Source organism: Nocardia vaccinii NBRC 15922 (assembly GCF_001613305.1).
In the GTDB taxonomy this organism is placed as follows: Bacteria; Actinomycetota; Actinomycetes; order Mycobacteriales; family Mycobacteriaceae; genus Nocardia; species Nocardia vaccinii.
The window spans coordinates 73,449-92,830 of sequence record NZ_BDCC01000032.1; the positions used below are offsets into that span (position 1 = coordinate 73,449).

Genomic DNA, 19,382 nt, shown 5'->3' on the forward strand with positions numbered 1-19,382 from the left:
CGGCGCTCCTATCGTTCGGGCGGTTGCTCGGTGGGGGAGTTCGCGAGGTGCGCGCGCAGTGCCTCGGCGACCAGCGCCGACAGCGACTGCCCGGACTCGATGGCACGGAACTTGACCTGCTTGATCAATTCCACCGGCAGATACACGTTGAACTGCTTGACCTCGTCGCCCACACTTCTAGGCTAGCATGCTAGCAAGCTAGGACACTACAGCCGGAATATCCCGCCCGCGTACCGGCTCCGGACAGGACGCGGAACTGCGCGTCCTTCCCGGCATCCGGGCACACCTCGCCGGAGGCGGCGCGGATCCCGGGGCGGACGGGTTCATCGACAAGGGCCTGCGCGAACATCCGACCCCGCTGCTATGAATGGACCCGAAGGTCCAAAATTCGGTATTCTCACGACATGACGATCACCGCGAAGGGGCGGACCACTCGGCAACGGATCATCGAGGGCGCGGCGGTGCATCTGCGCAGCGAGGAACCCGGCACGGTGACCCTCGACGACATCCGCGCCATCACCGGCACCAGCAAGGGGCAGATTTTCCATTACTTCCCCGGCGGCAAGGCGGAATTGCTGGTCGCGGTCGCCCGGTACGAGGCCGGCCGGGTGCTCGAGGATCAGCAGCCGCACCTGGGCGCGCTCACCTCGTGGGCGGCCTGGGACCGCTGGCGCGAGGCGGTGTTGGCCAGGTATCGCGCCCAGGGGCCGCACTGCCCACTGGGTTCGTTGATGGCGCAGGTCGGGACCACCGCCGGGACCGCCGAGGTGGTCGCCACCCTGCTGTCGCAGTGGCGTGAGCACATCCGCCGGGGCATCGCGGCGATGCGGGACGCGGGGCTGGTGCGTGACCAGGTCGACCCGGACGCGGTCGCGATGACGTTCGTCGCGGCCATCCAGGGCGGGGTGCAGGTGCTGCGCACCACCGGCAGCGTGGAGTACCTGGAGACCTCGATGAACACCCTCGTTGCACAACTGCGGAACGGGTGACGCACCCCAGCGCAGTTTGGACTTGCTGGTCCAAAAATTGGCTCGTAGCGTCGCCGGTATGACACACCTTTCCGGAAAAACAGCCCTCATCACCGGCTCCACCAGCAATATCGGACGCGCCATCGCCGAGGCGTACGCCGCTCGAGGCTTGCACGTCGTGGTCTCCGGCCGCGACGACGCCCGCGGGAACGCCGTCGTCGAACGCATCCGAGCCACGGGCGGGCGCGCGAACTACCTGCACGCCGACCTCGACGGCACCTTGGCCGCGAGCCGCGCCCTGGCCGAATCGGCCACCGCCGTCCTCGGCGGACGGATCGACATCCTGGTCAACAATGCCGGAATCTACCCGCCCGCAACCACTTCCACCGCCGACGAGGCCATGTTCGACCGCGTGTACGCGGTGAACGTGAAAGCTCCGTTCTTCCTCACCCAAACCATCGCGCCCGCGATGATCGAGGCCGGCGGCGGAGTGATCATCAACCTGGGCTCCTGGGTCGCGCGCCTGTCGGTGCCGGTCGGGGCGCTCTACGCCTCCACCAAGGGCGCGATGGAAACCCTCACCCGGGCCTGGTCCGCGGAGTTCGGCCCGCGGGGAGTGCGCGTCAACGCCATCTCCCCGGGAGTGATCCGCCCCGGCGACCAGGCTCCGGACGCACCGAGTCCGGGCGACACCATGATGTACGGCACCCCGGCCGGGCGGCTCGGCGCACCCGAGGCGATCGCCGCCGCGGCGGTGTACCTGGCCTCCGGTGACGCGGAATTCGTGCACGGCACCGTCCTGGACGTCGACGGCGGCCGCACCGGTGTCGCGGTCATCGCCGAACCCGTCGCGGCCTCCGGTCGGGTCTAGACCGGTTCGGGTGCGGCGACCTGGCTCAGCCGGCCCTCGGCCAAGCACAGCCACCGCTGCACCCGGACCTCGGTCAGGAAGCGTTCGTCATGGCTGACCACCACGAACGCACCCCGATACGCCTCGAGCGCACTCTCTAGCTGCCCAATGCCGACCAGATCCAGATTGTTCGTCGGCTCGTCCAACAGCAGCAGATGCGGGGCGGGTTCGGCGAACAGCGCGCACGCCAGACTCGCGCGCAACCGCTCACCGCCCGAAAGCTCCCGCACCGGGCGATGCGCGGCCGCACCGCGAAACAGCAAGCGCGCCAAGGCATTCATTCGCTCGGCGGCAGGCATCCCCGGCGCGCTCGCGGCCAGATTCTCCGCCACGCTCGATGCCGGATCGAGCAGATCCAGCCGCTGTGACAGATACGCCACCCGGCCCTGGGCGTGCCGGATCCGGCCCCGCTCCGGGGTCAGCGCGCCGGCCAGCACCCGCAGCAGGGTCGATTTGCCCGCACCGTTCGGCCCGGTCAGCGCGATCCGCTCGGGCCCGCGCACGATCAGATCCACTCCCGCGCCGGTGAACAGCTCCCGCCCGCCCAACCGGACGCCGATGCCCTCGCCCTCGAACACCGTGCGCCCCGCGGGAACCTCGGTGCCGGGCAGCTCGAGTACGATCCGCTGATCCTCCCGCATCGCGCGCTGTGCCCGATCGAGCCGGTCGCGCGCCGCGTCCACGCGCGCGGTGTGGGTCTGGTTCGCGCGCGCCGCGGACTCCTGGGCGTTGCGTTTCATGGTGCCCGCGAAGATCTTGGGCAATCCGGCATCGCCCAGGGTGCGCGCGGCGTTGCCCGCACGGCGCGCGGCGCGTTCGCGGGCTTGCTGCATTTCGCGCTTCTCCCGCTTGACCTCCTGCTCGGCAGTGCGCACATTTTTCTGCGCCACCTCCCGCGCGGCCTGCACGCTGTGTTCGTAAGCGGTGAAATTGCCGCCGTGGAAACGGATTTCGCCGCGATCGAGCTCAGCGATGCGGTCCACGCGATCCAATAGCGGGCGATCGTGCGCGACCACCAGCAGACATCCGTTCCACTCCTCGAGCACCCCGTAGAGGCGATGGCGCATATCGATGTCGAGGTTGTTGGTCGGCTCGTCCAGCAGCAGCACGTCCGGGCGGCGCAACAGTTGCGCGGCCAGTCCGAGGGTGATGATCTGCCCGCCACTGAGCGTGTCCAGAGCGCGGGTCAGCGCGATATCGGCCAGCCCTAGCCGTTCGAGCTGGGCGCGGGTGCGCTCCTCGATATCCCAGTCCGAGCCGATGAGCGTGAAATGTTCCTCGCGCACGTCACCGGATTCCACCGCGGCCAGCGCCGCCAGGACCGGAGCGATGCCCAGCACCTGCGCGACGGTCGCTTGCGAGGTCAGCGGCAGAGTCTGTGGCAGATAGCCCAGCACTCCCTCGACGGTGACGCTGCCGCCGCCGGGGCGCAGATCACCGGCGATCAGCCGCAGCAGGGTGCTCTTGCCGGCGCCGTTGGGCGCGACCAGTCCCGTGCGCCCGCCGGGCACGGTGAACGACAGATCCCGGAATACGGGCGTGTCATCGGGCCAGGTGAACGACAGATTCGAACAGACGATGCGAGCATCGGGCATGGGGAAACTCCCGGAGTGAGACGGGCGCGGACCGGCCGCGCCGCGAATGGCGTATCGGTGGAACGACGACATGGCCACGACAGCCGCACCGCGTGCGCTGGTGGCCGGACTCCGGGGTCTATCCGGAGATGTCGAGTTCACCCGCCATATCTGGTCTCCTCAGGACTGAGCTCGAGCGGGCTCGACTCTATCGCACCGCTCACCCGCCCGCGGCCGCGGCATCGTTCTCCGCGCGTTCGAGCCGGGCCCGCACGCGAGTGAAAATCCCTCCCAGACAAGCCAGTTCGTCGTCGGTGAGCTCGTCCAGGAACAGCTCGCGCACGGTGCGGGCATGATCGGGGGCCGCGGCCAGGAAAGCCTCGAGACCGGTGGCTGTCAGTACCGCGCGATAGCCGCGGCCGTCGCCGGGGGCCGGTTCGCGGGTGAGCAGGCCGCGTTTGATCATCGAATTGACCTGATAGGTGATTCGGCTGCGGGAGAACACCATTCGATCGGCCAGCTCACTCATCCGCAGCCGATGTTGTGGCGCCTCGCGCAGCAACAGCAGCAGATGATAGTCGATCAGGCTCAGCCCGCTCGAGGCCCGCAGGGCGGCATCCACGCAGGTCTCCAATCGCACGCTGCCTTCCAGATAGGCGCGCCAGGCCTGCACTTGATCCGCACGCAGTTCGCTCGGCTCGGGCATATCACTCCTCACTGCTACAAATCTTGATCATACGAGACGACCAGCGCTGGGTCCGCTGTCGAAGCGGTGGCGAAAACTCCCGTTGCACTCAGGGAATGTTCGGCCGCGGCCTATGGTTATGCGGATAGACAAAATTTCAACTACATTGGAGGTCGCCATGCCAGCGGTGACAGCGGACACGCTGACGCTCACCCGGGTGCCCACACCGGATCCGGCGGTGACGTCGCAGCGTCGCGTCCGATCGGTGACGACGGCGCCGACCGGTTTCGAGGGCGAGGGATTCCCGGTGCGCCGCGCGTTCGCCGGCGTCTCGCTCGCGGATTTGGATCCGTTCATCCACATGGACCAGATGGGCGAGGTGGAATACGCGCCGGGCGAGCCCAAGGGCACCCCGTGGCATCCACACCGCGGATTCGAAACCGTCACCTACATGATCGACGGCACCTTCGAACATCAGGACTCCCACGGCGGCGGGGGCACCATCAGCAATGGGGACACCCAGTGGATGACCGCGGGCAGCGGCATCCTGCACATCGAGAAACCGCCGGAGTCGCTGGTGGTCTCCGGCGGGATGTTCCACGGCATCCAGCTGTGGGTGAACCTGCCGCGTGCGAACAAGTTCAACGCGCCTCGCTACCAGGACATCCGCGGCGGACAGGCCACCCTGCTGTCCTCCGACGACGGCGGCGCGCTGCTGCGGGTGATCGCCGGTGAACTGGACGGGCACGCCGGTCCGGGCAGCACGTTCACCCCGATCAGCCTCGTGCACACCACGATCAGCCCCGGAGCGCGACTGATCCTGCCGTGGAACCGCGAATTCAACGCCCTGGCCTACGTGATGGCCGGCGTCGGCACCGTCGGGCAGGAGCAGCGGCCGGTCCACAAGGGGCAGCTGGCCGTCTTCGGTCCGGGCGAGGCGCTCACCCTTACCGCGGGCACCGCGACCCCGGCCGCCGAACCGAATCTGGAAGTGCTGCTGCTGGGCGGCGCCCCGATCCGTGAACCGGTCGCGCACTACGGTCCGTTCGTGATGAACACTCGCGCCGAGCTGATGCAGGCGTTCGAGGACTACCAGGCCGGCCGGTTCGGCGTCATCCCCGCGGAGCAACTGCCGCACACCGACGGCGACCCGGCACCGGAGCCCGGCGCGCGCGCATGAGGCCGCACTCCCGATCGTGCGGGCGCCACCCCTGCCCGCGCGATCGGGATTCGCACCCGGCATGGCCGGACCGATCATCGGACACGCTGGTCGAGGTCTTTCACACCCCGGTGGGCATCCACTAGCGTCGGCACCCGACACGGGCACGGCACCACACCGGCGACCGACGAAGGGGACCCCCCTTGACCACCAGCGATTTCGCGTACACCGGGTGTGACAATCTGGAAGTGATGACCAAAGCGGTCAACTACAACACGTTCCTGGTCGACACCGTCGATCGCTACTTGACCGCAGTCGATGCCGCATCGCGAGTGCTGGACTTCGGCGCCGGTGCGGGCACCTACGCCGATATGCTTGCCGCGCGCCGGATCGCGCCCGAATGTCTCGAACCCGACCAGAACCTGCGACAACTCCTGCGCGCCAAGGGATATCGGGTCGTCGACCACGACCGCCCGCCCGCCCACGACAGCGAGCGGTACGGCCTCGTCTACACCTTCAACGTGCTCGAACACATCAAGAACGACCAGACCGCCGCCGAACACCTGGCCGCACTGCTGCGCCCTGGCGGCACACTGGTCGTCTACGTGCCCGCCATGGAGATCCTGTTCACCGCCATGGACGCGAAGGTCGGGCACTACCGCCGCTACCGCCGCACTCAACTGAACCGGATTCTGCGCAACGCGGGCCTCGAGATCGTCGAGTCCCGCTACTGCGACCCCCTCGGATTCTTCGCCACTCTGGCCTACAAGATGTTCGGATCCGGCGACGGCACCATCAACCCCCGCTTGCTCGAATTCTACGACCGTGCCCTGTTTCCGCTCAGCCGCGCCCTGCAGGTGCTGACCGGGAAATTCTTCGGCAAGAACGTTCTGGTCGTGGCTACCAAGGCCTGATCGGCCCGTGCCGAGGGTTCATTCCTCATCGGGCCATCGCTTCGCGACGGATCCACTGGAACAGGGTGGGGTTGTCGGCGGTGGTGATGACGCTGAGCGTCTTGTGCAGGTAGCGGTCGTCGTCCAGTACGGCGAGCAGACATGCCGCCAGGTCCACGCGGGCGGTGAACCGGCCGTCGGCGTGGCCCTCGACGACGGTGTAGTCGGTGATCGACGGCAAATGGTAGAGCCCGTTCGGCCGCACGATCGTCCAATCCAGAACGGTGCCGCGGAGCAGTGTTTCCATCCGCCGCATGTCGTCGTAGAGCGTCCTGCCCAGCACTCGCGTCACATACGGCAACAACACCCGGTTGAACAGGATCCCGCCGTCGGAGTACGGGTGCGGGTCCACTCCGCTGGAGCTGACCACGACGAGCCGACGCACCCGATGCCGCTCCATCGCGGCGGCGATATTGGCCACGCCACGGGAATAGGTGCTGATCGGTTCCTTTCCGGGGGGCACCCCGAGCGTGGACAGTACCGCATCACGCCGCGCTATCGTGGCATCGATGGCCGTCGGATCGAGCACGTCGGCGCCGATCACCTCGAGCCGATCATGGTGCAGCGGAAACGATTCCGGCTGCCGGGTGACCGCGGTGACCTGATGCCCGGCAGCCAGTGCCTGGCCGGTGAGCAGGCGGCCGGTGGGACCATTGGCGCCGAAGACGGTGATTCGCATGACGGGGTGTCCTTCCTTCGTCGGGGTAGCTGGGTGAACACAAGTGCCCGGCGACCGCGGACCTGTGACTACGCGAGCCTGTGACGAGCGCCACGACGTTCGGATGTCACAAACCGCTCGTGCCGCGCCACTGATGCATGACAGCGTCGACGAAGCAGACAGGACCGCACCATGCGCGACGACGAGCCCACCGACCCGGCCACCGAAGCCTTCGTCGCCCACCGCAACCTGCTGTTCACCGTGGCCTACGAAATGCTCGGCTCGGCCGCCGATGCCGAGGACGTCCTGCAGGAGACCTGGCTGCAATGGGCGGCCGTCGATCTCGGCACGGTGCGCGATCACCGCGCGTTCCTGGTCAGGATCACCACCCGCCAGGCGATCCGGCGGCTGCGCACCCTCGGCCGCAGGCGAGAGTCCTACGTCGGTCCGTGGCTGCCCGAGCCGCTGCTCACCGTGCCCGACGTCGCCGAGGACATCGAGCTGGCCGACAACCTCTCGATGGCGATGCTGCTGGTGCTCGAAACGCTCGCTCCTACCGAACGGGCGGTGTTCGTGCTGCGTGAAGTGTTCGATATGGCCTATGACGAGATCGCGCACGCGGTGGGCAAGAGCCCCGCCGCGGTCCGCCAGATCGCTCATCGCGCCCGCGCCCACGTCGCCGCGCGCCGGCCACGCGGTGCCGTGACCGCGGTCAAGGCCCGGCAAGCGCTCGGAGCTTTTCAACGAGCAGTCGAAACCGGCGATCTACAGGGCCTGCTGGATGTCCTGGCGCCGGAGGTCGTCTTCCTCGGCGACGGCGGCGGAGTCAAGCAGGCGACGCCGCGACCCATCAGGGGCGCCGATCGTGTGGTGCGGGTATTGAGCGGCGGCACGGGCTGGATGGGCGGACGGGCATCGGCCGAACCGGCTCACGTCAATGGCTGGCCCGCGCTGATCATCCGGCTCGACGGGCAGATCGACGGCGTTGTCGCGGTGCGGATCGACAACGGCCTGGTCACCGGGCTCTACTACGTGCGCAATCCGCACAAGCTCTCCCACCTGCACACCGAGACCGTCCTCGACCGTTGACCGCGGGATGTCGGCTACACCGCGCGGCCCGCACGGTCATCGGTTCTCGGCGGCGTCGAAGGCCGGTTCGAGGGGCGCCAGTGCACGGCGCAACAGCTCGGGCAGCGAACCGGAGGTGACGACGAACCCCGCGGACCCCAGGCCGGGCGCGGGTTGTAGCCAGCGGTCCAGTGCAATGCGCACCGCAGCGCATACCGATGCGGCCAGAATCTCGCCGGTGAGGTCTTCGGCGTCGGGCAGGTGGGTGGCGATCGCCTCGGCCAGCGGCGGGGTGATCGCCCCGGTCGCGCCCAGAAACGCCGCCCGCAGCGCGGGGCGGGCGATGATCATCGGCAGCGCCTCCCGGTGCTGCTCGCCCGGATCGGTGTACTGCGCCACGACCGCGGCGGTGACCGCGTCGGCGAGCCGCACGCCGGCCGGGCGGGCGGCGACCGCATCGGCGACCCGGGCCTCCCGATCAGCGGTGACAGCATCCACGATCGCCTGCTCACGGCTGGAGAAATAGTTGTTGTAGGTGCGCGGCGAGACGCCGGCCGCCTCGGCGATGTCCTCGACGCGCACGTTGTCCGGCCCGTGGGCCAGGGCCAGCGCGAGCGCCGCCTCCCGCAGCGCCACCCGGGTGGCCTGCTTCTTGCGTTCACGCAATCCCGGCGATGTCCTCGTCACGACCTCATCATGCCATAGAAGTTGCGTGCGCGAAATATTGCGCACACGCATATTTGGCGTTTAATCTCGTGCCACACATCGGTCCACAGACGGGATAGGCACATGCGTGGCAAGGGAATGACCTACGACACCGGATTCGTCCGCAACGGCGCCCACTCGCGGCGGAAGTTCGACTCCGCAGTGGTCGCGCGAGAACTGGCCATCATCCGCGACGATCTGCACTGCACCGCGGTCCAGATCATCGGCGGCGATCCCGACCGGCTCGAACTCGCCGCCCGCCACGCCGCCGAACTCGGACTCGAGGTCTGGTTCTCCCCGTATCCGCTGGAACTGAACACCGAGGACATGCTGTCCTTGTTCGCCGACTGCGCCCGGCGCGCGGAACGCCTGCGCCGCACCGGAGTCCAGGTCGTCTTCGTGACCGGCGTCGAACTGACCCTGATGAATCACGGTTTCCTGCCGGGTGAGGACATCGGGCAGCGACTCGAACGGCTCCTGGGAAGTCCCGGGCGCCAGCGCGCGCTCGGCGAGGCCACCGCTCGCCTCGACCGCTTCCTCGCCGAGGCGGTGACCGTGGTCCGGGAGCATTTCGGCGGGAAGCTCACCTACTGCGCCATACCGTTCGAGCAGATCGATTGGACGCCTTTCGATTTCGTATCGGTCGAACTGATCCGCACCGCCGAGGTCGCCGACACGTTCCCCGAGGGCGTGCGCGCACTGGTCGCGCAGGCGAAGCCGGTGGCGATCACCGGTTTCGGCACCGCGACCTGGCGCGGGGCAGGCAAGGTCGCCGCCCGCAGCAACGAGATCGTCGAATGCGACCCGCACACAGGCGATCCCGTGCGCCTCGACGGCGATTATCTGCGAGACGAGGCCGGGCAAGCCGCCTACCTCACCGAACTGCTGGACATCTTCGACACCGCCGGGGTCGACAGCACCTTCGTGTTCCTGTTCGCCCTGTACAGCCACCCCCACCGCCCCGGCGGCGACCCGCGTGAAGACCTGGATCTGGCCAGCCTCGGCATCGTCAAGGTGCTCGAGGACCGCAATGGGCAGACGTACCCGGACATGCCGTGGGAACCCAAAGCCGCGTTCGCTGCTGTTGCCGGGTACTACGGCGGCAGGGGGCCGACAACTCCTTGCCGCACAAGTGTTCCGGGACACGAATGACCCTCTCGCGGATGGTCTGGCCGATGCCCGAAACGCCGGCGCGCCGCGCAGATGTCCAACACATACCCCGGCGGCCATCAGGTGTGAGCGGCTCTGTCGCAGGCGATGCGGGAACAGATCACCGGTATCCCCTCTCCTGGATGCCGAAGCCGCGCTCTGCTTCGGTGACCGCAGTGCCGTCCCCACGGTGATGACCGGCCGTGGGCTTGCTCCCGCCGACAATGCTCGATCACCTCCGATGATCGCGACCGCGCACCGAACTGGTACGGGCGCACCAGCGAGCACAGTTTCGGGCGCATTCCGTAGCTTTTACGTTTGGTTTGTCCAACGCAAACGTAAACGGAAAGTTCGCGACGATTCCGCGGAGTTCCCGGCGGAGCCGAGCAGTCTGACCGCCGATAAGGTTCACTTATCGGCGGTCAGACTGCGGCCGGTCATCCTGTGGCACATCAGGATTCGTTTCGTGTCATTGCGTTGGAGGTGACGAAAACAACGCTACGATTCAGCCGTGGCAACGATGTGCAACTACCCGGGCTGTTCGCGAACCATCACCAAGAGCGGCGGACCGGGGCGTCCCTCCGAATACTGCGATCACCCCGAACACACCCGGTGGCGAGCCTGGCGAGAGCGTCAACGGCTGCAGCAGGAGCAGGACGACGCACCGGCCGCGAACGTCACTGTGACGCAACAGGGTCCGGTGACAGCGGCGCGGATACGGGCCGACGAATTGCTCATCCAGTTCCGCACGCTGGCCGAACAACTCGGTGGCACATTGAGTTCCGCGGTCGCCGAGCTGTCCACCCTGGCCGATCCCTCGATCGCCGAAGCGCAGGTCCAGGCCGTGCAGGCCGAGGCCGCGCGGCGCATCGCCGAGGCCGAGATGTCCGCGGTCACCGCCGAACAGGCCCGCCGCGAGGCCGAACAGGCCAGAGCCGCAGCCGAATCCGCGGCCGAGGACGCCGCTGCGGCCGCCGACACCGCCGAAGCCCGCATCGCCGAAGCGCTCGCCGCCCGCGACGACGCGCTCACCGAAGTGCAGACCATCACCACCCAGGCCGCCGAGGACGTCTTCGCCGCGCGCACCGAGGCCGAGACCCAGATCCGCGCCATTCGCCGCGAAACCACCGAGGACCTCGAACGGGTCCGAGAACAAGCCGACGAGCAGATCGCGCGGGTCCGCGCCGCGTGTGCCGCGGATATCGAGCGTACGAAACGTGAAGCGGCGCAGCAGATCACCGCCGCAGCGGCCGAACGCGATCTGGCCGTCCAGCGCGCCGCCGACGCCGAACGTGCCATCGAACGCGCCGAAACCGCGGCCGCCGAACGGGCCGAGGCGCTCTCGGAAACTCGCGCCGAACTCACCAGAAGCCGCGGCGAGCTCACCTCCGCCCGAGCCGAACTCACCGACGCCCGGCGCGCGGCGGCCGAGGATGCGGCCGCCCTGCGCACCGCCCACACCGCCGCATTGGCCGCCGCGCACCGCGATGCCGCCGAACGCCTTGCCGCCGTCGAGGACGCGCGGGCGCAAACCCTCGCCCGCGCAGAACGCGCCGAACGCCTCGCCGATGACCTCCTGGACCGGTCGCGCGGCCCCGCACCGCGAACCGAAACCGCCGCCACCGGAAACTGATTCGGTCGGCACAGGATGCCGGGACGGAACAGCGGCCGGCAGATCCCGCGCACGACACGTCGATCCGCGACGCGACCCGAACCGGGGCCCGGCAGTCTGCGGGCGAGATCCCGTGCCGGGGTCGGCGCGTGTACGCCGCCCAGGACCAGTCGCTGTGCCAGTGCGGAACGGCCGGGCCGATCAAAGCTCGAGCCCGGACCGCGACCCGTGCTGGGGCGGTACGCGAATTCCACTCGACATCAACCGGTGGTGAGGATCAGCACGCCGATGAGGGACCACGAGGTCGCGGCCATTTCGACCACACACCCGCGGGTGGACGCGATCACCGCCACCGGCCGCCGGATCACGGGCGCGGCCGCGCCGCGTGTCGAACGTGTGACGCTCGAGCTGGGTGCAAGTCATCGGCATTGCTGCCGGACGACGCCGACTCGAGGCCAGCCGGGCCACAGCCTGTACCGGGTTGGCACGCAAATGCTGCCCAGCACCCGGACGCGGTCCGGTAACCGATCAGGGTTCCAGATCGACGACACCCTTGCCGGTCTGCACATCGAACGGCACCGAGACCTGATCGTGGGCGATCAGCCAGTCGCCATCGACCCTGCGCATTCCGTAGGTGACCCGGACCCACATGCCGGTTGTCGGCGTCCCCTGCTGCAGCGTGCCGCTCAGGCGAGCGAACCCGTGCCCGAACGCGACATCGTCACCGACGGTGAAGCTCAGGTCCCGAATCTCGTAGGTCACACTCTCGAAGAACAGGAACACCTTCGCCCAGTTCTCGAGTTTCGCCGCGATTCCGACATGCTGTAGCGGCGGCTCGACGTCGAAGGACACCACGTCGGCGGTGTAGAGCCGTCTCAGGGCCTCGAGATCCCTGGCTCGTAGTCCCTCGACAACCTTGTCGATTTGTCGTCGAATCCGGATTTCCTCTGCGTCGACGCGGTCAGCGCGTGATCGAGAGTCGTTCGGCGTCATCGTGATCGGTTCCTTCGGTGTCGAAAGGCGGGGTATCGGAAACGGGACGGCGCAGCGGAGCCAGGGCGGCGCTCCAGGCGATGAGCTGATCGAGCGTGTTGCCCAGGGCGGCGGCATGATGCTCACGCGGTGTGAAGGTGGTGTGGTTCTCGAAGTCGGTCAGCAGCGAGATCGCGACCTGATATCCCACGTCGGCCATGCCCAGCGTGCTGCACACCGTCCGCAACTGCACGACGGCGCGGGCGCCGCCGCCCGCGCCGTAGGAGACGAATGCGACCGCCTTGTTCGTCCACTCCGTGAACAGGTGATCGATGGCGTTCTTCAGCACTCCGGGAGCGCCGCCGTTGTATTCGGGGGTCACCAGCACGAAGCCGTCGAACGGGGCTATCCGCGCGGCCCAGGCGCGGGTGTGTTCGTGGGCCGACGGGCCGAACATCGGCGGCGCGGGTTCGTCCAGATGGGGTAGCGGGTGATCGCGCAGGTCGATCAGTTCGAACTCGGCGTCCTCGCGCTGCGATGCCGTGTCCTGAACCCACTGGGCGATCTGCGGGCCCCTGCGGTTGGGCCGGGTACTGCCGAGGATGATTCCGATTCTGATCATTGTCCGAACTCCTGCTCTGCTGAGAACATCACGACCTTCCGACGACGCAGGCGCCGAGAATGTCAGGCCGCCTCACGAATCGGGCCGCTGATTCGTCGATTCGTCAGGACACGAAGACCGAAGGAGCCGACCATGACCGATCCACACCTGCCGGTGGTTATCAGTGAACGCCGTCAGCTGCTCAATCTCGCCTACCGGCTGCTGGGCTCGCTGGCCGAAGCCGAGGACGTGGTGCAGGAGACCTACGTGCGTTGGTACGCGCTGTCCGAGCCGCGGCGGCAGGAGGTGGCATCGCCTGGCGCGTGGTTGACGACGGTCGCCAGCCGAATCTGCCTCGATCTGCTCGGCTCGGCGCGTGCCAGGCGAGAACGCTATGTGGGCGAGTGGATCCCGGAGCCGGTACCCGGCCACGCGGACTGGTTCGGCGGCCCCGCCCCGGTCGATCCCGCCGACCGGGTCACGCTCGACGAGTCGATCAGCATGGCCTTTCTGGTCGTACTGGATTCCATGACACCGGCCGAGCGTGTGGCCTTCGTGCTGCACGACGTATTCCGCTACTCCTTCGCCGAGGTCGCCGAGGTCGTCGGGCGCACTCCCGCGGCCTGTCGCCAGCTCGCCTCGTCGGCTCGCCGCCGCCTGCGCACCTCGCAGGGTGCATCGGCAGCCCAGCGCGCCGAGGTGGTCAGGAGCTTCAAACAGGCCTGGGAGACAACAGATATCGAGGCGCTGATCGGGTTGCTCGATCCGCAGGCGACGGCGACGGCCGACAGCGGCGGCCTGGCACCGGCGTTCCTGGACCCGATCGTCGGCGGCGAGCAGATCGCCCACGCCTGGGCGCGGATCGCCGCCCGCAACTCCGCGGTGACTCTGCTGGAGCGCACGGTCAACGGTCAGCCCGGCCTGGTGGCCGAGCTGGACGGCGCCATCATCTCGGTCTACGCCTTCGACATCGCCGACGGCCGGATCACGCGCATCTGGGTGATCCGCAATCCGGACAAACTGCGGCTCTGGAGGGCCGGGTGAACCGAGCTCACCGGTTGGTCTCGGCGGTGATGTGTTCGAACAAGCCGGGAAGGATACGGGTGCGCACCCCGGCCGCCCACGGTTCGTCCACCTCGCCGATATCCAGGGCAGCGGCATTGTTCAGCAGCATCCCGAACGCCAGGAACGACTTCACCGTCACCGGATCCAGGCCAGTGGTCTCGGAAATGGTGTCCCACATGCGGGCCATCCGCGCCCGCACCACCTCGCGCACCTCGGGATCCCCGCATGCAGTGAGACCCTGCAATTGCAACAACGCGCACACCACCGCGGTCCAACCGGCCCTCGAGCGACGTTGGCGAGATGCCCTCGCGGCCTTCGACACCCGGCGCGGGATCGGCGTGCTGGGATTGCCCGGCCGCGCGGACACGGGGGTTGAGGAGCATATCCGCTCGATCCGGCGCTAAGGAGTTACCGCAGACAATGGCCTATTATCTGCGGTAATCTCGATCGCGAGCAGGCGCTACACCTCTCCTCGGGCGGGGCGGCTCCGTAAATTATCTGCGGTAGCGCCGATCGGTCTCCGGAGACTCGGACAGAGAGGGCTGATCGTGGGACGGGTGCGGGCGCTGCCGGTGCAGGGTGTGCGGCTCAAGGATGCGGTGGCGAACTACCTTGCGACGATCCCGAGCAGCAACACCCGCCGCGGCTACGCGATCGCCCTCAATCAGCTCATGCGTGATTTCGGCGCCGACTCCGAGGTGGGACTGCTGGAGGCCGAGCGGGTCGGCGGCTGGTTCACCTTCAAGTGGGGTGACAAGTCGGCGCAGACATTCAACGTCCGCCTCGCCTCGCTGCGCGGGGCGTGTGAGTATTGGCGCCAGCAACAATGGCTGGTCGGTGATCCCCTTGTCAGGTTGGTGCCGCGGAAGGCGCCGCCGGATCATTCGCGGGCGATGACCCGCGACGAGGTGACCCGGCTACTGACGAAGGATGTGCCGCTGCGAGTGCGTGTGCTGTGGACCATGCTGTACGAGACTGCCGCCCGCGCTGATGAACTGCTGCTGCTCGGCATCCCGGACCTGGACATGGCGAACCGATGCGGCACGGTCACCCGCAAGGGTGGGGCCAGGGATGTGGTCGCCTGGCAAACCGGCACCGCGCGTCTGCTTCCGAGGCTGCTGGCCAGGCGGAAGAAGGGACCGGTTTTCCTGACGGACCGCAAGGCGAAACCCGGTGTGGCCGTGGATGATATCGACCCGACCACCTTGCGAGGGCGGTTGTCGTACCGGCGTGCACTGGAGTTGTTCGAACATCACACCAGCGGCTTCACCCGCGGACCGTTCACGCTGCATCAACTGCGTCATTCCAAGCTCACGCATGCTGCCGAGGACGGGGCGTCGACGCCGATGTTGATGCGGATGAGCGGACATACCTCGGTGCGGTCGCTGGGCAAGTACTCACGGCCGTCCGCGGAGGCGCTGATCCGGTGGCAGGCCCAGACTGACCCCGCCGCCCGGCGGCGGCGTTGAGGGGCCCGGGCCTCGAGTTCGGCTGCGGCCAGGGGGCGTCGAGCAACAGGATTGGCTCGGAATATCCCGCAGACACGATGGGAACGCCCACGCTCGCCGAGCGTCGACCAACTCTCGCTCGCGTCGGCGAATGCGTCACGGGCAGCTCGAGCACCAGCGCCAGCTTGTCCAGATCGGACTTCAACCCGCTGACGGATTTCGGCCACTGGCCTACTTTGCGGCGTAGGCCGGCTTCAGGATTCGAAGGCGAAGCTGGCAGGTTGTCGGAATCTCATGTGCGGCAAGTGATTCACGACCTCGACGAGAGAGGGGTCGACCCCTGACCTGAAGTGGAGCAGATTGCGGTCATATCTCGATCTCGATGTGGTCGATGTCGAGCGCGACGAGGATCGGATGCGGGAGGGTCCGGCCGGCGGGTCTTCGAGGGCGCACCCGTCGGTGTGTGGGAAAGACGAGTCCAGTGAAGCGTTGGTGGTCGTTGCAGTAATGGGCCGCGTGTGCCCACCGGCCGATCGGGTGGGCAACGTAGTCGTGTCGGCGGATCAGGCCGGCATCGTCGATGTAGAAGGTCTGGTGTCGGGAGTGGGTATGGACGTCCGGCGGGAAGGTGACCTCGAGGCGCCGCCACCGCTCGCCGGCTTCCAGCCAGTTGTCACCTTCGGTGATGGCGACTCCGTCGCGCGCCAGAAGCAGGGGTATCGAGAGGTAGTTCCAGAATGCGTATCCGGCGAAGTACGCGGCATCGAGCGCGTCCCAGCGGAGGTTGCGTCGGAGTCCACTGAGCCCGGCGAAGGCAGAGCGCGCGTTGGTGCGCGCGGAGATCAAGTCGCCATCGCGGGTCTCGATCCGCACGTCGCCTCGATCGAACACCGGTTGCTGATCGGCGTGCGGGAAGCCGTCGAACACGGCGTGCAGGTGCGCCAACTGCACCCGCACGCTCAGATAGGCCATTCGGTTTCCGGGGAAGCGTGAGCGCAGGAGACCGCCGAATCGCCCGTGCGCGGTCAGAGCGGTCACGGTCCGCCACCGCCCGAGGCCGCCGTGGGCGGCGAGGACCTCGTCGAGCAGTGTGGCCGCGTCTGTTGTCGGTCGCTCGCTCATGCCGGCGTCCCGGCCAGCACCGTAGTGATGACACGCGGATCGCCGTGGACGTTGGCCCAGGCGAGTGCTTCGTCGACGGTGATCGCACCGGCGGCCAATCCCAGAACCGCCTCGGGTTCCGCTTCGAGAATCGTCTCGGGTCGCTGGTCGGGCTGGATGGTCACGTGGGGACCGTGTCTGTCGATCCGCAAGGACATGAACAGGCCGGAAACGTTGATGCCCAGCTCTGCCGGTGGCTCTGCCGTCCTTCCGCGGAGCAGCGCCGGCAGTGCGACCGCCAGCCAGCGAGGCTGACAGGCGTCGCCGCCGCGGCCGCTTGTCATCAGCGGGAAGCTCCAACGCACGAGCGCCTCGATCGTTTCGCGCAGCTCGTCACCCCACGGTGTCAGCGCGTACACGACACCACTGACCTGTCCCGGACGCCGCTCGATCACTCCGGCGGACTCCAAACTCCGGAGGCGGTCGGCGAGCAGGTTGGTGGCTATCCCGCCCAGCGAGGCCATCAGTTCGCCGTAGCGCCGCGGGCCGGGCAGCAGCTCGCGGACTATCAGCAGGCTCCAGCGATCACCCACGACATCGAGTGCACGCGCCAGGCCGCAGAACTGTCCGTACGACCGGGTCGGCTTCTGCTTGACTTCTTCCATGAGACTTGATTTTATCAAGCATAGTTCGAAATATCTGATGAAAGGGACTCTCATGTCGGTCTCCGATCCCGTTGCCGCACCGGTCTCGGCGGCGCTCGCGGCTCTGCGGGCCGCCGGGGAAAGTGGAGATGCCGATGCAATCGCCGAGGTGTTGGCGCCCGATGTCGTCTTTCATTCCCCGATGACAATGCGGCTTCGGTTCGAGGGCAAGCAGGAGGTCGTGGCACTGCATCGCGACATCTTCGCTGTCCTCGACGACCTCACCACGACCGAACCGCTCGCGTGCGGTGACACGGGATCGTTCTCGTTCCGTGCGCGGGTTCGTGGCGTGGAACTCGAGGCCATGAATTTGGTGCGGTGTAACGAGCGGGGACAGATCGTTGACTACACGGTCTTCGTTCGTGCGCTACCGGGGCTGGCGACGCTGTTCGCGGCGCTTCCGCCGCGGGTGTCGGCCAGGCGCCGGGGACGCCTGAAGGGCACGCTCGCGGCAACCCTCGCCCGGCCTCTCGCCTTCGCGATACGCACCGCCGACCGCTTTGTGCCCGCATTCCTCTAACCGGCACCGTCGCCTGAATCGATCAGGATCCGAGGAGGTCCGTACATGACGACCCAGCAGCCGTCAGGTGTACGCCCGTCTTGGGTGGACGACGAGTTGTTTCCCTTTGAGAGCCGCTTCGCGGAGCTGGACGGGCACGTCGTTCACTACATTGATGAAGGTTCGGGACCGACCCTGCTGATGTTGCACGGCAATCCGACGTGGTCTTTCGCGGCTTGCACGCGGCCCAGCAGCGGCCCGACACGTTCGAACGCCGCGTCCTGGCCAACACATGGGCGTGGCCGATGAACGGCGACCTGCGTGCCGAACTGGCCTCCCGCCTCATGGGAGGACCGGCCGGACGCGAACTCATCAGGCGTTTCAATCTGTTCGTCAACGCCCTCATACCTGCAGGGCACAAGCGTAGGAAGCCATCCCCGGCCGAAATGGCTCATTACCGCGCCGTCCTGCCCACGCCGGATCGCCGCCAAGCCAGCGCTGTCCTTGCAGGCGCCATCATCGGCAGTCGCGCATTTCTCACCGATATCGCCGACCGCCTGACCGCCCTCGAACAACTCCCCACGCTGATCGTGTGGGCCGACGCCGACATCGCCTTCGGCGACAAGGAGCGTGAACGCTGGGAGGCGCGGCTGTCCAACCACACCACCGTAGTGCTCCACGGAGTCGGCCACTTCCTGCAATCGGACGCACCACAAGAGCTGAGCGAAACGATCCGGGCCTGGTGGGCCAAGCCGGAACACGACCCACTCACTTCCACTGGGAAGTTGTCACAGCCCGAAGGCTCGTGCGAGTAGCCGTCTCGGACAATGTGATTCGAAGTATTGATCGAGATGTCATCGTGGCGATTTCGATGTGGTGATCGACCCCGCCAAGGCGTGGACATCCGTCATCGGCCCGATCGAGGTAGACCGTGTTCCAAGCACGACACAGTTCGAGATCAGCCCCAGTGCGCGACCTCGACGACATGATCCGCGCACGACCTGGGCTGATCAGTCGCCGTCGTCGGGTGCGTCGGGGTCGCGCAGCTGGCGGTGGTCACCGCCGAGGTCGGGTAGGTGGAACGCGTAGTGGCCGTCGATGCCGATATGGGTGCGGATGAACGCTGACAGCCGGGCCGCGTCGGCGTCGAGCTGTAGGAGCGCAATCCGTACTCGCGCTGGATCTCCCACGCATGCTCGAGCTTGGTCTTCTCCCGCTCGGTGTACCGCTTCACGCACGAGGAATCCTCGATACCCAACTGCTCGGCCAAATACTCGACCAGCTCCGGCGGCACATCCAGCGGATCGGCCAGGAACATCCCCAGATTCCGCACCGTCACAAGCTGAAGCGCGAACCCCAACCGGTTGTAATCCCGACGCCGACCCGCTACCTGCTTCCGGTCCTCGTCATCGAGGTAGAAAAACCGCTCCAGCTCAACACGAGACAACGCCCCAAACCGGCCATAGCCACCCTCATCGGTCACGCCTGCATGAAATCACCCGCAGGCCAACACCGCCCGATGTCCCGCGCTTAACGCCGGATCGGGCGGAT

The 19,382-nt window shown here is 67.4% G+C and carries 22 protein-coding genes; 11 read left to right on the top strand and 11 right to left on the bottom strand.

Features of this window, described 5'->3' with window-relative positions; all coding sequences use genetic code 11:
* Window positions 1-8 precede the first annotated feature (8 nt).
* Window positions 9-173: a ribbon-helix-helix protein, CopG family gene (locus NV1_RS20325; protein ID WP_067893575.1), complete on the bottom strand. Its 165-nt coding sequence runs from the start codon at window positions 171-173 to the stop codon at window positions 9-11.
* A gap of 231 nt (window positions 174-404) precedes the next feature.
* Here NV1_RS20325 and NV1_RS20330 point away from each other — a divergent pair, with 231 nt between their 5' ends.
* Window positions 405-989 carry a TetR/AcrR family transcriptional regulator gene (locus NV1_RS20330; RefSeq protein WP_067893577.1) on the top strand — a complete coding sequence of 195 codons (585 nt, stop codon included), beginning with the start codon at window positions 405-407 and terminating at the stop codon, window positions 987-989.
* 58 nt (window positions 990-1,047) lie between these two features.
* Window positions 1,048-1,839, top strand: coding sequence for an SDR family NAD(P)-dependent oxidoreductase (locus tag NV1_RS20335; protein WP_067893579.1), 792 nt, complete (start codon window positions 1,048-1,050; stop codon window positions 1,837-1,839).
* On the opposite strand, the gene NV1_RS20340 is transcribed toward NV1_RS20335, so the two are convergent.
* Window positions 1,836-3,473, bottom strand: coding sequence for an ABC-F family ATP-binding cassette domain-containing protein (locus NV1_RS20340; protein WP_067893581.1), 1,638 nt, complete (start codon window positions 3,471-3,473; stop codon window positions 1,836-1,838). The genes NV1_RS20335 and NV1_RS20340 overlap by 4 nt on opposite strands.
* A 199-nt stretch (window positions 3,474-3,672) precedes the next feature.
* Window positions 3,673-4,158: a MarR family winged helix-turn-helix transcriptional regulator gene (locus NV1_RS20345; RefSeq protein WP_067893583.1), complete on the bottom strand. Its 486-nt coding sequence runs from the start codon at window positions 4,156-4,158 to the stop codon at window positions 3,673-3,675.
* A 157-nt stretch (window positions 4,159-4,315) separates the two neighbouring features.
* Between NV1_RS20345 and NV1_RS20350 the strand changes: the two genes are divergently transcribed.
* Together NV1_RS20350 and NV1_RS20355 are read left to right on the top strand one after the other, a co-directional pair.
* Window positions 4,316-5,317, top strand: a complete 1,002-nt coding sequence (locus NV1_RS20350; RefSeq protein ID WP_067893585.1) for a pirin family protein — start codon at window positions 4,316-4,318, stop codon at window positions 5,315-5,317.
* Window positions 5,318-5,499: 182 nt separating this feature from the next.
* Entirely contained in the window at window positions 5,500-6,210 is a 711-nt protein-coding gene (locus tag NV1_RS20355) for a class I SAM-dependent methyltransferase (protein ID WP_067893587.1), read from the top strand.
* 25 nt (window positions 6,211-6,235) lie between these two features.
* Here the strand turns inward: NV1_RS20355 and NV1_RS20360 are convergent, their stop codons facing one another.
* Complete coding sequence (locus NV1_RS20360) at window positions 6,236-6,928, bottom strand: NAD(P)-dependent oxidoreductase (protein ID WP_067893589.1); 693 nt, start codon at window positions 6,926-6,928, stop codon at window positions 6,236-6,238.
* A gap of 171 nt (window positions 6,929-7,099) precedes the next feature.
* On the opposite strand from NV1_RS20360, the gene NV1_RS20365 reads away from it, so the two are divergent.
* A complete protein-coding gene (locus NV1_RS20365; RefSeq protein ID WP_067893591.1) occupies window positions 7,100-7,996 on the top strand; it encodes an RNA polymerase sigma-70 factor in 897 nt (298 codons plus the stop codon).
* Between the two features lie 36 nt (window positions 7,997-8,032).
* Here NV1_RS20365 and NV1_RS20370 read toward each other — a convergent pair whose 3' ends face one another.
* Window positions 8,033-8,662 carry a TetR/AcrR family transcriptional regulator gene (locus tag NV1_RS20370; RefSeq protein WP_067893878.1) on the bottom strand — a complete coding sequence of 210 codons (630 nt, stop codon included), beginning with the start codon at window positions 8,660-8,662 and terminating at the stop codon, window positions 8,033-8,035.
* A 102-nt stretch (window positions 8,663-8,764) separates the two neighbouring features.
* Between NV1_RS20370 and NV1_RS20375 the strand changes: the two genes are divergently transcribed.
* Both NV1_RS20375 and NV1_RS20380 read left to right on the top strand, forming a co-directional pair.
* Complete coding sequence (locus tag NV1_RS20375) at window positions 8,765-9,832, top strand: glycoside hydrolase family 113 protein (protein ID WP_067893592.1); 1,068 nt, start codon at window positions 8,765-8,767, stop codon at window positions 9,830-9,832.
* A 517-nt stretch (window positions 9,833-10,349) separates the two neighbouring features.
* Window positions 10,350-11,462, top strand: coding sequence for a coiled-coil domain-containing protein (locus NV1_RS20380; RefSeq protein ID WP_245713839.1), 1,113 nt, complete (start codon window positions 10,350-10,352; stop codon window positions 11,460-11,462).
* A 507-nt stretch (window positions 11,463-11,969) separates the two neighbouring features.
* Here the strand turns inward: NV1_RS20380 and NV1_RS20385 are convergent.
* Window positions 11,970-12,434, bottom strand: a complete 465-nt coding sequence (locus tag NV1_RS20385) for a YybH family protein (protein ID WP_067893593.1) — start codon at window positions 12,432-12,434, stop codon at window positions 11,970-11,972.
* Window positions 12,403-13,035, bottom strand: a complete 633-nt coding sequence (locus tag NV1_RS20390; protein WP_084525558.1) for an NADPH-dependent FMN reductase — start codon at window positions 13,033-13,035, stop codon at window positions 12,403-12,405. The genes NV1_RS20385 and NV1_RS20390 overlap by 32 nt, the downstream gene beginning before the upstream one ends.
* A gap of 132 nt (window positions 13,036-13,167) precedes the next feature.
* On the opposite strand from NV1_RS20390, the gene sigJ reads away from it, so the two are divergent.
* Window positions 13,168-14,058, top strand: coding sequence for an RNA polymerase sigma factor SigJ (gene sigJ, locus NV1_RS20395; RefSeq protein ID WP_067893594.1), 891 nt, complete (start codon window positions 13,168-13,170; stop codon window positions 14,056-14,058).
* Between the two features lie 7 nt (window positions 14,059-14,065).
* On the opposite strand, the gene NV1_RS20400 is transcribed toward sigJ, so the two are convergent.
* Window positions 14,066-14,446 carry a hypothetical protein gene (locus NV1_RS20400; protein ID WP_245713817.1) on the bottom strand — a complete coding sequence of 127 codons (381 nt, stop codon included), beginning with the start codon at window positions 14,444-14,446 and terminating at the stop codon, window positions 14,066-14,068.
* Between the two features lie 181 nt (window positions 14,447-14,627).
* On the opposite strand from NV1_RS20400, the gene NV1_RS45785 reads away from it, so the two are divergent.
* Complete coding sequence (locus tag NV1_RS45785; RefSeq protein WP_067893595.1) at window positions 14,628-15,548, top strand: tyrosine-type recombinase/integrase; 921 nt, start codon at window positions 14,628-14,630, stop codon at window positions 15,546-15,548.
* Window positions 15,549-15,893: 345 nt separating this feature from the next.
* Here the strand turns inward: NV1_RS45785 and NV1_RS20410 are convergent, their stop codons facing one another.
* Both NV1_RS20410 and NV1_RS20415 read right to left on the bottom strand, forming a co-directional pair.
* Entirely contained in the window at window positions 15,894-16,649 is a 756-nt protein-coding gene (locus tag NV1_RS20410; RefSeq protein WP_067893597.1) for a hypothetical protein, read from the bottom strand.
* A complete protein-coding gene (locus NV1_RS20415; RefSeq protein ID WP_067893599.1) occupies window positions 16,646-17,293 on the bottom strand; it encodes a winged helix-turn-helix transcriptional regulator in 648 nt (215 codons plus the stop codon). The genes NV1_RS20410 and NV1_RS20415 overlap by 4 nt, the downstream gene beginning before the upstream one ends.
* Before the next feature lie 37 nt (window positions 17,294-17,330).
* Between NV1_RS20415 and NV1_RS20420 the strand changes: the two genes are divergently transcribed.
* The gene (locus NV1_RS20420; protein ID WP_169813362.1) at window positions 17,331-17,852 is read left to right on the top strand and encodes a nuclear transport factor 2 family protein; all 522 of its coding nucleotides are present in this window, start codon (window positions 17,331-17,333) and stop codon (window positions 17,850-17,852) included.
* A gap of 200 nt (window positions 17,853-18,052) precedes the next feature.
* Complete coding sequence (locus NV1_RS20425) at window positions 18,053-18,646, top strand: hypothetical protein (RefSeq protein WP_067893604.1); 594 nt, start codon at window positions 18,053-18,055, stop codon at window positions 18,644-18,646.
* A 143-nt stretch (window positions 18,647-18,789) separates the two neighbouring features.
* Here the strand turns inward: NV1_RS20425 and NV1_RS45790 are convergent, their stop codons facing one another.
* The gene (locus tag NV1_RS45790) at window positions 18,790-19,314 is read right to left on the bottom strand and encodes a DUF4158 domain-containing protein (RefSeq protein ID WP_245713818.1); all 525 of its coding nucleotides are present in this window, start codon (window positions 19,312-19,314) and stop codon (window positions 18,790-18,792) included.
* Window positions 19,315-19,382: the final 68 nt, after the last annotated feature.